The sequence below is a fragment of the Streptomyces albus subsp. chlorinus genome, from assembly GCF_013302895.1.
GTDB lineage: Bacteria > Actinomycetota > Actinomycetes > Streptomycetales > Streptomycetaceae > Streptomyces > Streptomyces chlorinus.
The window spans coordinates 5386690-5399907 of record NZ_VJOK01000001.1; the positions used below are offsets into that span (position 1 = coordinate 5386690).

Annotated in this window: 10 protein-coding genes; 7 read left to right on the forward strand and 3 right to left on the reverse strand. The window is 73.6% G+C overall.

The window, feature by feature from the left end:
• The first annotated feature begins 134 nt into the window (after positions 1–134).
• A complete protein-coding gene (gene mnmA / locus FM076_RS23695; protein WP_173872961.1) occupies positions 135–1277 on the forward strand; it encodes a tRNA 2-thiouridine(34) synthase MnmA in 1143 nt (380 codons plus the stop codon).
• 167 nt (positions 1278–1444) lie between these two features.
• Here the strand turns inward: mnmA and FM076_RS23700 are convergent, their stop codons facing one another.
• Positions 1445–1969, reverse strand: coding sequence for a TIGR00730 family Rossman fold protein (locus FM076_RS23700; protein WP_173874961.1), 525 nt, complete (start codon positions 1967–1969; stop codon positions 1445–1447).
• 203 nt (positions 1970–2172) lie between these two features.
• On the opposite strand from FM076_RS23700, the gene FM076_RS23705 reads away from it, so the two are divergent.
• The gene (locus FM076_RS23705; RefSeq protein ID WP_173872962.1) at positions 2173–2571 is read left to right on the forward strand and encodes a hypothetical protein; all 399 of its coding nucleotides are present in this window, start codon (positions 2173–2175) and stop codon (positions 2569–2571) included.
• A 78-nt stretch (positions 2572–2649) separates the two neighbouring features.
• Here the strand turns inward: FM076_RS23705 and FM076_RS23710 are convergent, their stop codons facing one another.
• On the reverse strand, positions 2650–4161 hold the full coding sequence (locus FM076_RS23710) for a class I SAM-dependent methyltransferase (RefSeq protein ID WP_173874962.1): 1512 nt from the start codon (positions 4159–4161) through the stop codon (positions 2650–2652).
• Between the two features lie 488 nt (positions 4162–4649).
• Between FM076_RS23710 and FM076_RS23715 the strand changes: the two genes are divergently transcribed.
• From FM076_RS23715 to FM076_RS23735, 5 genes are all read left to right on the forward strand, one after another.
• Positions 4650–5690 (forward strand): rod shape-determining protein, encoded by a 1041-nt coding sequence (locus tag FM076_RS23715; protein ID WP_173872963.1) that lies wholly within the window; start codon positions 4650–4652, stop codon positions 5688–5690.
• A gap of 28 nt (positions 5691–5718) precedes the next feature.
• The gene (locus FM076_RS23720; protein WP_173872964.1) at positions 5719–6408 is read left to right on the forward strand and encodes an SDR family oxidoreductase; all 690 of its coding nucleotides are present in this window, start codon (positions 5719–5721) and stop codon (positions 6406–6408) included.
• A 147-nt stretch (positions 6409–6555) separates the two neighbouring features.
• A complete protein-coding gene (locus FM076_RS23725) occupies positions 6556–7614 on the forward strand; it encodes a methionine synthase (RefSeq protein ID WP_173872965.1) in 1059 nt (352 codons plus the stop codon).
• A gap of 14 nt (positions 7615–7628) precedes the next feature.
• Positions 7629–9836, forward strand: coding sequence for an NAD-dependent DNA ligase LigA (gene ligA, locus FM076_RS23730; protein ID WP_173872966.1), 2208 nt, complete (start codon positions 7629–7631; stop codon positions 9834–9836).
• A 293-nt stretch (positions 9837–10129) separates the two neighbouring features.
• A complete protein-coding gene (locus FM076_RS23735) occupies positions 10130–12340 on the forward strand; it encodes a putative bifunctional diguanylate cyclase/phosphodiesterase (RefSeq protein ID WP_243274619.1) in 2211 nt (736 codons plus the stop codon).
• A 25-nt stretch (positions 12341–12365) separates the two neighbouring features.
• Here the strand turns inward: FM076_RS23735 and FM076_RS23740 are convergent.
• The coding region (locus FM076_RS23740; protein WP_243274620.1) for a serine hydrolase domain-containing protein at positions 12366–13218 on the reverse strand (853 nt) is incomplete at its 5' end.

A 13218-nucleotide genomic window follows, 5' to 3' on the forward strand; every position in this document is an offset into this window, starting at 1 on the left:
CCCGCCCGCCCCCGTCCCGGCCGCCCGCTGGGGTCCGACCGGCCTTGGGCTCTCGTCCTTCATCCGCCGCCTGTCCCATGTGCTCCCCAACGCGTTCGGGCCACCGGGTGGTTCCGTCTACCCTGGAGGGCGCTATGACTACTGCATCCTCGCGGGGGACAGCCTCCGCGCGCCCGCTGCGTGTGCTGGCCGCCATGTCCGGCGGTGTGGACTCCGCCGTCGCGGCGGCCCGCGCCGTCGAGGCCGGGCACGACGTGACGGGCGTGCATCTGGCTCTGTCCGCCAACCCTAAGTCGTTCCGCACGGGTGCGCGCGGCTGCTGCACCATCGAGGACTCCAACGACGCGCGCCGCGCCGCCGACGTCATCGGCATCCCGTTCTACGTCTGGGACCTGGCGGAACGGTTCCGCGAGGACGTGGTCGAGGACTTCGTGGCGGAGTACGAGGCAGGCCGCACGCCCAATCCGTGCCTGCGCTGCAACGAGAAGATCAAGTTCGCCGCGCTGCTGGACAAGGCTCTCGCACTGGGGTTCGACGCCGTGTGCACCGGCCACTACGCCACCGTTGTGACCCGCCAGGACGGCCGCCGCGAACTGCACCGTGCGAGTGACGCCGCCAAGGACCAGAGCTACGTTCTGGGCGTGCTGGACGAGCGGCAGCTCGCCCACGCGATGTTCCCGCTGGGCGACACCCTCACCACCAAGGAGGAGATCCGCGCCGAGGCCGAGCGGCGCGGGCTGGCGGTGGCCAAGAAGCCCGACAGCCACGACATCTGCTTCATCGCCGACGGCGACACCCAGGGATTCCTCGCCTCCCGGCTGGGCACGGCCGAGGGCGACATCGTGGACGAGTCCGGCACCAAGCTGGGCACCCACGAGGGCGCGTACGGCTTCACGATCGGCCAGCGCAAGGGGCTGCGCCTGGGGCACCCCGCCCCCGACGGCAAGCCGCGCTACGTGCTGGACATCTCCCCGGTCGACAACACGGTCACCGTCGGCCCCGCCTCCTCCCTCGACGTCACCGCCCTCACCGCCGTACGCCCCCGCTGGTGCGGTGAGCCGCCCGCCGGCGGCCCCCGCGCCTACACGGCGCAGCTGCGGGCGCACGGCGCCGAGACCCCCGTCGAGGCGGAACTGGTGGACGGCGAGCTGCGGGTGCGCTTCGCCTCGCCGGAGCGCGGGGTCGCCCCGGGCCAGGCGATTGTGCTGTACGAGGGCACCCGGGTGGTCGGCTCGGCGACGATCGACCGCACGGAGCGGGCCGTCCCGGCGGCCTAGCCCCTGAACGGCCGGCGGCACGACACGGCTCCGGCCCAGGCTGCCGGGGCGGTGCCGCCTGGGGCCGGAACCGTTTCCCCTGGGAGCCGCACGGGTCCCGGGACGGTGCCGGGCCGGGGCCGGAGGCCGGATCGCCGGGCTGTGGCCGCCGGCCCGCCCGCGTGAGGTCACGCCCCCAGCAGTTCCAGTGCCTGGGGGCCGTCCTCCGCGAAGGTGACCAGGTCCGCCAGGGGGATGGGCAGGAAGCCCTCGGCCTCCATGCGGGCCATCTGCTGTCGTAGTCCGTCGTAGAAGCCCGCGGTGTTCAGCACCACGACGGGCTTGGCGTGCATGCCGTGCTTGCGCAGTTCCAGGATCTCGGTCGCCTCGTCCAGGGTGCCCGTGCCGCCCACCATGACGACGATCGCGTCGGCGCGGTCCAGCAGGAGGGCCTTGCGCTCGGCGAGGTCGGCGGTGACGATCATCTCGTCGGCGTTCGGCCGCGCCACGTCGCGCAGGAACTCCACCGAGATGCCGATGAGCCGCCCGCCGGCGTCCTGCACCCCGTCGGCGACGACCTTCATCAGCCCGGAGTCCGAGCCGCCCCAGACCAGGCTGTGCCCGCGCTTGCCGATCAGCTCGGCGAACTCGCGGGCCGCGTCGGTGTAGACGCTGTCCAGCTCGGCGGCGGAGCAGAAGACGCAGATGTTCATGGGGGAGGGTGCGGCGGGGCCGGGTGCGGTCGAGGTCATGCCGGACAGCCTAGAGCCGCCTCCCGGCGGTGGGCACGCGGTGCCGCGGGTGCGGCCAGGGCCGCGCTGTGCCGCATGACACACTACGGCGGTCGCGAACCGCCGGGCCGGTCCGCGAACACTGGCTCGCCGGGCAACCGGCTCACAGGGGAGGCGTGTTGGGCGTGCGGCGCGGATGGTACTGGGCGGGTGGCGTCTGGGCGGTGCTCGTGGTCGCGGGCGGCGGTCTGACCCTGCTGTGGCAGGAGGAGCCGGAGCCGTCCTTCGGCTGGTACGACGCGGGCGGCGAGTCCGCCCGCCCGTCGCCCGGCGCGTCACCGGGACCGTCGCCCGGCCTGGAGGCGGAGGCGGTCCGGCGCGGGGACTCGCGCTGCGCCTCCCGGCGGCCCGCCGACCCGCCGTCCCCCGCCCGGCCGTCCGGTGAGCCGTCGCCGTCCCTGCCGCGGCTCCCGTCGCCGCCACCGCTCCCGTCGCCGCCAGACTTCCCGTCGCCGGACTCCGCGGCGTCCCGGGCTCCTGTCCCGGTCCGGACGCTGGTGGTCTGCGCGTACACCAGCGACTGAGCGCCGCGCGACGGACGGGCCCGCCCGCCCCGCGCGATCCGGGAGGGGCGGGCCCGCGGCGCCGGGCCGGGGCGGGCGTCAGCCCTTGGTGAGGGTGAAGCGGAAGATGCCCCAGGTGAGGCGGTGCTGGGTGCCGCCGTCCACCCAGTGGGCGAGGCCCTTCTTCATCTGGGCGAGGTAGTCCGAGCTGACCTTCGCGGCGAGCCCCTCGGCCTCCTGCCGTTCGGTCTCCTCCAGAACGCGCCCGTAGTGCGTGACGAGCTGCTCGCGCAGGTCCTCGAAGCCGCCCGTGGCGCCCTCGTGCTCGGTGGGGAGGAACCCGAGCCGGGCCAGTTCGCGGGTGTAGAAGCCGGGGGAGCCCATGTCGTCGAGGTGGATGCGGTCCAGGATGGGCTGGAGGGCGCCCGGGTCGGCGCCGTCGGCGGCCATGGGATCGGTGAAGACGAGCTGCCCGCCGGGCCTGAGGACCCGCCGGACCTCCTCCAGGACGCGGATGCGGTTGCCGCTGTGCAGGAACGCGTCCTGGGACCAGACGACGTCCACGCTGGAGTCGGGGAACGGCACGCTCTCGAAGGAACCGTCGACGACCTCGATCCGGCCGGTGAGGCCGCGGGCCGCGTTCAGCTGCCGGTGCCGCTCGTTCTCGACCTCACTGAGGTTGAGCGCCTGGACGGTGCAGCCGTACGTTCCGGCCAGATAGCGGGCCGAGCCGCCGAAGCCGGAGCCGAGGTCCAGCACGCGGGAGCGCTCGGTGAGTCCGAGCCCGGAGGCCATCCGCTCGACGGTGCGGCGGCTGGCGTCCGCGATGGGTTCCGCGGGGTGCGCGTAGATACCGACGTGGATGTCCTCGCCGCCCCACACGGAAGAATAGAAGGCGTCCGCGTCGGGGGAGTTGTAGTAACTCCGCGCGGTATTCACGGCACCGCCGTATGCGCCTTCCTCCTGATCCTCCATCCGGTATTCCTTCTCCGCGACGTGCACGAAGAAGTCGGGTTGTTCGTCCCGGTAGGTGTGCTGGAAGTCGCCGTATGTCTCGATGCGCTGAAAACCGACCTCGGACATGAGGCGCCGCGTGTAGTCCTTGCGGAGCGGGAACATGTTGAGGTGGTACACGGAATTGTCCGGGAAGCGGTACCGCATGCGGCACAGCCCCTCGTCCACGTATTCCGGCTCCACCGCGACGTCCTCGCCGCAGTAGTAGTAGGTGTGCTTGCTGGAATAGCCGCGGTCCAGGATCGCGTCGTAATTGCGCTGATCCAGGATGAGGATTCCGTCGTGCTTGAGCATCGCGTAGAACTCGGCCAGCGCCTTGCGCCGGTCGCGTTCCGAGAACAGATGCGTGAAGGAGTTGCCGAGGCACACGATGGCGTCGTACTCACCGTGGACGTCCCGGTTGAGCCAGCGCCAGTCGGCCTGGACGACCCGCAGGATGTGGTCGCCGTTCTTCATTCCGTTCTCGAAGGCCATCGCGAGCATATCGGCGCTGCCGTCCGCGCTCACGGTCTCGAAGCCGGCCTCCAGCAGCCGGACGGAGTGGAATCCTGTCCCCGTGGCGACGTCGAGGACGCTCTTGACTCCCCGCTTTCTCAGCAGGTCGATGAAGAAATTCCCCTCGCTCTCCGCTCGCTTCTCCCAGTCTATGAGGGAGTCCCACTTCTCGACGAAGCTGGGCACGTACTCCTCTGTGTAGTGCCCGGTTTCCCGGACCTCGACGGGGTTGTCTCCGAATTCCTGAGCCGGTCGCGCGGAAATGACGAAACCTCCAGTAGAAGAGACGGTGGCCCAAGGCGCGGTCGCCGAGGACGCACCAGGCTTGGGCTCGGTGAACCGCGCGTGGTCTCCGGTGCATAGCTATCCACCGCCCGGAGATCTATGCCACCAACTCGCCGAATCCCGCCCGGGATTGTCCGGAAAACGCGCTCCGACCAGCGTCTTTCCGCCCCCAGATTTCTGCCGTGCGGGCGGGGCCCACCTGCCGCAGCAAACAGGACAGTTGGGTATGCTGCGGCTGGCAGCACCACAATTCAGCACGACTCGTACCACGAGGTACAACACAGCACCGAGCATGGCGAGTACACATGGCTAAGCGCACCTCTTCCGCCCCCTCTTCCCGGGCATCGTCCTTCCGCGGCCGGGACATCGGCATAGATCTCGGTACGGCCAACACCCTGGTGTACGAGCGCGGGCGCGGCGTGGTCCTGAACGAACCGTCCGTCGTCGCGATCGACACGAACACCGGCAAGGTCCTGGCCGTCGGCGCCCGCGCGCGGCAGGCCGTGGGCCGCACCCCCGGTTCCATCACCGCGACCCGCCCGCTCAAGGGCGGCGTGATCACCGATTTCGAGGCCACCGAGGGCATGCTGCGGCACTTCATCCGCGCGGCCCGCGACAGCGGCAAGGGCCGTGGCCGCGGCCGGTCGCCCCGGGTCGTGGTGTGCGTGCCCAGCGGCGTCACCGGCGTCGAACGGCGCGCCGTCCTCCAGACCGCCGGGCGGGCCGGGGCCCGCTCGGTGCGGCTGATCGAGGAGCCCATAGCGGCGGCGATCGGTGCCGGGCTGCCGGTGCACGAGGCCCGCGGCTCCATGGTCGTGGACATCGGCGGCGGCAGCACGGAGATCGCCATCATCTCGCTCGGCGGCATGGTGGTGGCGCGCTCGGCGCGGATCGCCGGGGACGCGATGGACGCGGCCCTCGCCTCCTGGATCGAGCGGGAGTTCGCGATCGCGGTGGGGGAGCGGACCGCCGAGGAGATCAAGATGGCCTACGGCCACGCGGAGTTCGTGCCCGTGCGCGGCCGGGACAAGACCACCGGCATGCCCAAGGTCATCCACCTGACGCCGGAGGAGATCGGCGAGGCCCTCGAACGCCCGGTGCGCGCCGTGGTCGAGGCGGTCCAGGCCGCCTTCGAGGAGTGCCCGCCCGAGCTGTACGGCGACATCATGGAGCGCGGCATCGTCCTGACCGGCGGCGGGGCGCTCCTGCACGGCCTGGACCAGCGCCTGTCGGAGGAGACGGGGATGCCCGTGACGGTCGCCGACGAGCCGCTCGGCTGTGTCGCCCTGGGCACGGGCCGGTGCCTGGAGGAGTACGACAGGCTCGACTCGATCTTCGCCGCCTAGTCCCGGGCCGGTGCGGGATCATGGGGGCATGGCAACACATGTGATCACAGGGGCCGGCTCCGGCATCGGGGCCGAGGTGGCCCGGCGCCTGCTGGAGCGGGGCGACACCCTCTACCTGCTGGCCCGGGACGCCGGGAGGGCCAGGGAGCTGGCGGGCCGGTTCGAGGGGGCGCGCACGCTGGTCGGCGACCTCGGGGAACCGGAGCGGCTCTCCTGGGCGTTCGAGCACCAGACGCTCCCCGAGGACGTCGACTCGCTGCTGCACATCGCGGGCGTCGTCGAGCTGGGCACCGTCGGGGAGCTGACGCCCAAGGTGTGGAACGCCACCCTCGCCGCCAACCTCGTCGCCCCCGCCGAGCTGACCCGCCTGCTGCTGCCGCAGCTGCGCCGCTCCCGCGGCCATGTCGTCTTCGTCAACTCCGGCGCGGGGCTGCGCGCGAACCCGGACTGGAGCGCGTACGCGGCCAGCAAGCACGGCCTCAAGGCGCTGGCCGACGCGCTGCGCGCCGAGGAGTCCGCGGGCGGGGTCCGTGTCACCTCCGTCTACCCGGGGCGCACCGCGACGCCGATGCAGGAGAAGGTGCACCGGCAGGAGGGCAGGGAGTACGACGCCGGCCGGTGGATCCCCGTGGAGGCGGTGGCGACGACGATCCTGACGGCGCTGGACCTGCCCAGGGGCGCGGAACTCACGGACCTGACGGTGAAGCCGGGCGGCTGAGGGCGCCCCGCAACCCCGTCCTCCCGCCGCCGGCCCGCCGGCCCGCCGTCCCGCCGTGCCCCGACGGCCGGCGACCGGCGGCGAGGGGAGGCGGGCGCCCTGGGCCGCAGCGCACGGGGGGCGCGGGCGTCGCCGTACCCTGCCCGGGTGAGCAACCAGAGACAACGCACCGCCTGGGGCCCCGCGGCGGCGACCGGCGTCGGGTCGATGCCCGGTACCGACGCGCGCGAGGCCGCCAGGACGGTCACCGGCATCCTCGAGGAGCCGCAGCACCTGCCCTTCCTCCCGGAACTGCCCGCCAGGGGGCCCGGCGCGGACATGCTGGGCCGTACCACCGGGCTGCTGACCGAGATGTACGTGCACCTGGAGCCCAGCGGGTGGCGGATCAGCGACCGGCCGGGCCGGGACACCCGCCGCTCCCGGGCCTGGCTGCGCGAGGACCTCGACGCGCTGGAGGAGTTCACCCAGGGGTACGGCGAGCAGGACCGGCCGCGCGGGGTGAAGCTGTCCGCGGTCGGCCCCTGGACGCTCGCCGCGGGGGTCGAGCGGCGCAACGGCGAGGCGATGCTCGGCGACCCGGGCGCCGTGCGCGACCTGGCCGCCTCGCTCGCCGAGGGGCTGGCGGAGCACCTGGCCGAGGTGCGCCGCAGGGTGCCGGGCGCCACGCCCGTGCTCCAGCTGGACGAGCCCTCCCTCCCGGCCGTGCTGCGCGGCGGCGTGCCCACGGCCAGCGGCTACCGCACCCACCCGGCGGTGGACCGCGCCGTCGTCGAGTCCACCCTGCGCGACCTGATCGCGGTGCACGACGGGCCGGTGGTCGTGCACGTGTGCGCGCCCGGGGTCCCCGTCGGACTGCTGCGCCGGGCGGGCGCGGACGGCGTCTCCCTCGACGCCTCCCTGCTCACCCAGCGTGACGACGAGGCGATCGGGGAGGCCGTGGAGGGCGGCCTCACGCTGTTCGCGGGCCTGGTGCCGGGCACCGGGGCGGCGGAGGGCGTGGACGGCGGGGGACTGTCGGACCCTGCCGGTAGCGTCGGGGGTGTCAGGTCGTTGTGGCGCAGGCTCGGGCTGTCCCCGGGCCTGCTCGCCGAGTCCGTGGTGGTCACCCCCGCGTGCGGGCTCGCCGGCGCCTCGCCCGCGTACGCGCGCCGGGCGCTGGCCCACTGCGCCCGGGCGGCACGATCACTCGCTGACAACCCTCAGTGACGGGAGGACCAACGGTGGCTGGCGAAGAGGATGCGACACCCCCTGCCGAGGCGCGGGAGAGGCACCAGCGCCTCGCCGAGCAGATCGAGGAGCACCGCTTCCGGTACTACGTCAAGGACGCGCCGGTCGTCAGCGACGCCGAGTTCGACCGGCTGCTGCGCGAGCTGGAGGCACTGGAGGAGGAGCACCCCTCCCTGCGCACCCCTCACTCCCCGACGCAGAAGGTCGCCGGGCACTACGAGACGGAGTTCACGGAGGTCGCCCACCGCGAGCGGATGCTCTCGCTGGACAACGCCTTCGACGACGCGGAGCTGGGCGAGTGGGCGGACCGCGTCGCCCGCGAGCTGGAGGGGGTGGACTACCACTTCCTGTGCGAGCTGAAGGTGGACGGCCTCGCCGTCAACCTCACCTACGAGCACGGGCGGCTGACCCGCGCCGCCACCCGCGGGGACGGCCGCACCGGTGAGGACATCACCCCCAACATCCGCACCATCGCGGACATCCCCGAGCGGTTGAGCGGGGAGCGCCTGCCGGAGCTGGTCGAGGTGCGCGGCGAGGTCTTCTTCCCGATGGAGCGCTTCGAGGAGCTGAACGCGCGGCTGGTGGAGGCGGGCGAGAAGCCGTTCGCCAACCCGCGCAACGCGGCGGCCGGCTCGCTGCGCCAGAAGGACCCGCGGGTGACGGCCTCGCGTCCGCTGCACATGGTGGTGCACGGCATCGGCGCGCTGGAGGGCTTCGCCAAGGAGGACTTCTCCCGCCTGTCCCAGGCCTACGATCTGCTGCGCGAGTGGGGCCTGCCCACCTCCGCGCACGCCAGGGTGGTGGACGGCCTGGAGGGGGTGCGCGCGTTCATCGCCCACTACGGCGAGCACCGGCACTCGGTGGAGCACGAGATCGACGGCGTCGTCGTCAAGCTGGACGAGATCCGCCTCCAGGGCCGGCTGGGCTCCACCTCGCGGGCGCCGCGCTGGGCCATCGCGTGGAAGTACGCGCCGGAGGAGGTCAACACCAAGCTGGTGGACATCCGCGTCGGCGTGGGCCGCACCGGCCGGGTGACCCCCTACGCGGTGGTGGAGCCGGTCACGGTCGCCGGCTCCGAGGTCGAGTTCGCCACGCTGCACAACCAGGACGTCGTCAAGGCCAAGGGAGTCCTGATCGGGGACACCGTGGTGCTGCGCAAGGCGGGCGACGTCATCCCCGAGATCCTCGGCCCGGTCGCCGATCTGCGGGACGGCACCGAGCGGGAGTTCGTGATGCCCGCCGAGTGCCCCGAGTGCGGCTCGCCGCTCCAGCCCATGAAGGAGGGCGACGTCGATCTGCGCTGCCCCAACGCCCGCTCCTGCCCGGCCCAGTTGCGGGAGCGGCTCTTCTACCTGGCGGGGCGCAAGTGCCTGGACATCGAGCACTTCGGTTACGTGGTGGCCAGCGCGCTGACCCAGCCGCTGGAGCCGAAGGAGCCGCCGCTGCGGGACGAGGGCGGCCTGTTCGACCTGACGGTGGAGGATCTGCTGCCGATCGTCGCGTACGTCGTGGACCCGGACTCCGGGCTGCCCAAGCGCGATCCCAAGACGGGCGAGGAGAAGACCGTCACGCTCTTCGCCAACCAGAAGGGCGAGCCCCGCAAGAACACCCTGGCGATGCTGGAGAACATCCGGGCCGCCAAGGACCGGCCGCTCGCCCGGATCATCACCGGCCTGTCCATCCGGCACGTGGGGCCCGTCGCCGCCGAGGCGCTGGCCCGCGAGTTCCGCTCGCTCGACCGCATCGCCGAGGCCGACGAGGAGGAGCTGGCCGCCACCGAGGGCGTCGGTCCGACCATCGCCGCCTCCCTCAAGGCGTGGTTCGCCGAGGACTGGCACCGCGAGATCGTCGAGCGGTGGAGAGCCGCCGGGGTCCGGATGGAGGAGGAGTCCACCGGCGAGGAGGGGCCGCGTCCGCTGGAGGGGCTCACCGTGGTCGTCACCGGCACCCTGGCCTCCCACACCCGGGACGGCGCGAAATCGGCCCTCCAGGAACGCGGCGCCAAGGTGACCGGCTCGGTCTCCAAGAAGACGGACTTCGTGGTCGTGGGCGAGAACCCCGGCTCGAAGTACGACAAGGCGGTGCAGGTGAAGGTACCGATTCTGGACGATGACGGATTCGCCGTCCTGTTGGAGCAGGGGCCCGACGCGGCGCGCGAGGCCGCTGTGACCCCTGAGCAGGCGGAGGAAGCGGGCGACTGACGCGGAGGCGGGCACCAGGGGCGAGTCCGGGGCGATTCCCAACTCGCCCCGGACCGGCCGCCCTTCGCGCACAGGCCACATTCAGCCACCCGCGCCCCGCTCCTTTCGTGCCCCCGGCACAGTCCCCTGGCGCACAACCCCTCGCCGGTGCCGGTCGGTTCGACGGAGGGTGCGTAGACGCATTCAGGCAACAACGGCCGATCACTGCCCCTCCACCCGGGCGGCGGCCTACTGTTGACACTGACGCCTGTCATGGCGAGGGGCAGGCGTGGACGGCTGCGAGAGGGACCAGGATGCTGGATTTCTCCGGGGGCTCCGGGCCCCCGTTCTCCCGCCTGCCCTCGGACGGCACCCGGGGCGGGACGGGACGGAAGGCCGGTTCGGGCCGGGCAGGCAACGAGGGCGCGGGCCCCGGCACGGGTCCCGACGGCGGTGCGCGGGGTGACGAACCCCCCTGGCTCCAGCGGCTGATCGCGGCCCGCCCGCCCCTGCTGCCCGCACTGGTCGTGGCCGTCGCGGCGCCGGTGCTGGCCGGCGGTCTGGCCCGGGTGCTGTGGGAGGGGAACGCGCTCTTCCCCGGCGGCAGCGCGGGGTGGGCCTTCGCTGTGCTCACCGGCTGCGTCGTCGCCCACCTGGTGACCATGAGCCGGGACCGCTGGTGGGGCGGCACCGGCTCGGGCCCGGCCCTCACCCTGGCGATCCTGCTGCTGCACGGCTGGGTGCCCGCGCTGCTGGTCAGCCTCGCCGTCGTCGTCCTCGTCGGCGCCGCGCGCCGCCACCGGTGGCGGCAGGCGTTCGTGCACGGCGCCATCGACATCCTCGCCATCGGCGCCGCGAGCCTCGGCCTCGCCCTGTGCGGGGTGCGGCCCTCGGTCGAGGACCCGTGGCCGCCGGACGCGTGGGACCTGGCCGCCGTGGGCCGGATCCCGCTCGCCGCCGCCCTCTACCTGCTGGGCACCCGCGCCCTGCAGTGGTTCTGCTTCGCCCCGCGCACCCGCCGCCTGCCCTCGGCGCTGCGCACCGCGCTGGTGCGGCAGGGCCTGGTCGCCCTCGCGCTGCTGGGCATCGCCCCGCTCATCGTCGTCGTCGCCGTCCACAAGCCGCTGCTGCTGCCCCTGTTCGCCGTGCCGCTGATCGCGCTCGACTCCACGCTGCGCATCGCCCGCGCCCGCGCCGAGGAACAGCTGCGCGACCCGCTCACCGGGCTGCCCAACCGGCTGTGGCTGCTGGAGCGTGCCTGGGCGGCGCTGGACGAGGCGGAGCGCACCTCGTCGCGCTCCGCGCTCGTCCTCATCGACCTCGACCGCTTCCGCTCCGTCAACGACACCCTCGGCCACCTGGCGGGCGACCGGCTGCTGCTGCAGATCGCCGAACGCCTCCGTGCCGCGCTGCCCCGCGGCGCCGAGGCGGCCCGGCTCGGCGGGGACGAGTTCGCCGTGCTGCTGCCCGTCGCCGACTCCAGCACCAGCGCCCAGCGCATCGCCCGCGGACTGGTCTCCGCCCTCAGCTCGCCCCTCGATCTGGACGGGCTCACCCTCGTGCTGGAGGCCAGCGCGGGCGTCGCCGTCTTCCCCGAGCACGCCACCGAGGCCGAGGGCCTGCTGCGCCGCGCGGACGTGGCGATGTACGAGGCCAAGCGGGACCGCACCGCCGTGGAGGTCTACGAGGCCACCCGCGACGGCAACACCCCCGACCGCCTCGGGCTGCTGGCCGACCTGCGGCGCGCCCTGGACGCCGGCGAGGTCGAGCTGCACTACCAGCCGAAGGTCGGCTTCGACGGCACGGTCTCCGGACTGGAGGCGCTGGTGCGGTGGGCCCACCCCGAGCGGGGCCGGGTCCCTCCCGACGAGTTCATCGCCATCGCGGAGACCTCCGGCCTGATGCCGCGGCTGACCGAGTACGTGCTGGAGACCGCGCTCGCCCAGGTCGCGCTCTGGCGCGCGGCCGGCCTCACGGTGCCGGTCGCCGTCAACGTCTCGCCCCGCGACGTCCATTCGCCCGGCTTCGCGGGCGCCGTGGCCGCCCGGCTCGCACGGCACGGGGTACCGCCCGGGGCGCTCCAGCTGGAGATCACCGAGCACGTGCTGCTGGAGGACCCGCAGCAGGCCGCCGACACCCTGGCCGGGCTCACCGGGCACGGGGTGAAGATGTCGCTGGACGACTTCGGCACCGGCTACTCCTCCCTGGTGCATCTGCGGCGGCTCCCCGTCAGCGAGTTGAAGATCGACCGCTCGTTCGTGGCGCGGCTCGCCGTGGACACCGAGGACGCCGAGATCGTGCGCTGCACCGTCGACCTGGCGCACTCGCTCGGGCTGCTGGTGGTCGCCGAGGGCGTGGAGGACGACGAGACCTGGGAGCGGCTGCGGGACCTGGGCTGCGACGCGGTGCAGGGCTGGCTGGTGGCCGCCGCCATGCCGCCCGGTGAGACCACCGCGTGGCTGCGGGCCCGCGAGATCCCGGCGCCCCGCGCGTTATCGTCCGGCCCGCCCGCGCGGACCCCGTGACGGGCGGCCCGCGTCCGGCCCCCGGTCAGCGCACGGCCTCCCCGGCGAGCGCGTGGAGCAGGTCGTAGGCGGCCGGTACCAGCCGGCAGGCCCGGGACCTGCGGGTGGCCGCCGCCGCCAGGCCGGTGCCGGACGCCGGGTGGAAGCCGAGGAACGCCTGCTGCCCGAAGGTCGCTCCGGCGTGGAAGAGCAGCGGCCCGCCCGGCGCGGGGTGCTGGAACCAGGTGAGGGTGTGCGTCTCGCCGTGCCGGCCGCCCCGGTGCAGCTGCGGGATCTGAACCGTCTTCAGCGCCTCGCTCAACGGGGTACCGGAGGGGTCCAGATGGGCCTCCAGGAAGCCGAGCATGTCGTGCGGGGTGGCCCGGACGGCCCCGGCGGCGGCGAAGGCGCCCATGTCGGTGGCCGGCAGGGGGGTGCGGCCGTCCGCGCGGTGCCCGGCGGCGTCCGCGTCCGGGGGCCCGGGGCGCAGGGTGGTGCCCGTCAGTCCGAGGGGCCGCAGCACCCGGTCGCCCAGCAGCGCCGGGTACGCCGCCCCGGCCGCCCGGGCCAGCGCCGCGCCCAGCAGCGCGGCACCGAAGTTGGAGTAGATCCAGCGGCGGCCCGCCGGGTGCGGGGGCCGGGTGGCGGCGAAGGCGCTCAGCAGGCGGTCGGTGTCGTAGCGGGCGTAGCCGCTGGTGTACGGGCGCAGCAGGGCGCCGGGGATCAGCGCGCGGGGGATGCGGGGCAGCCCCGAGGTGTGGGTGGCCAGGTGGCGCAGTGTGATGCGGCGCGAGGCGGCGTGCCGCAGCCGCGGCCCGGGCGGCAGATGGGCGGCCAGCGAATCGTCCTCTCGCAGCACTCCTTCGGCGGCCAGCGCGGCGAGCAGCAGCACGGTGTAG

What these genes read in the sequence shown, in the direction of transcription:
- FM076_RS23715 (WP_173872963.1), top strand. Translation starts at nt 4,650, where the DNA reads ATGGCTAAGCGCACCTCTTCCGCCCCCTCTTCCCGGGCATCGTCCTTC.
- FM076_RS23735 (WP_243274619.1), top strand. Translation starts at nt 10,130, where the DNA reads ATGCTGGATTTCTCCGGGGGCTCCGGGCCCCCGTTCTCCCGCCTGCCC.
- FM076_RS23720 (WP_173872964.1), top strand. Translation starts at nt 5,719, where the DNA reads ATGGCAACACATGTGATCACAGGGGCCGGCTCCGGCATCGGGGCCGAG.
- mnmA (WP_173872961.1), top strand. Translation starts at nt 135, where the DNA reads ATGACTACTGCATCCTCGCGGGGGACAGCCTCCGCGCGCCCGCTGCGT.
- FM076_RS23700 (WP_173874961.1), bottom strand. Translation starts at nt 1,969, where the DNA reads ATGAACATCTGCGTCTTCTGCTCCGCCGCCGAGCTGGACAGCGTCTAC.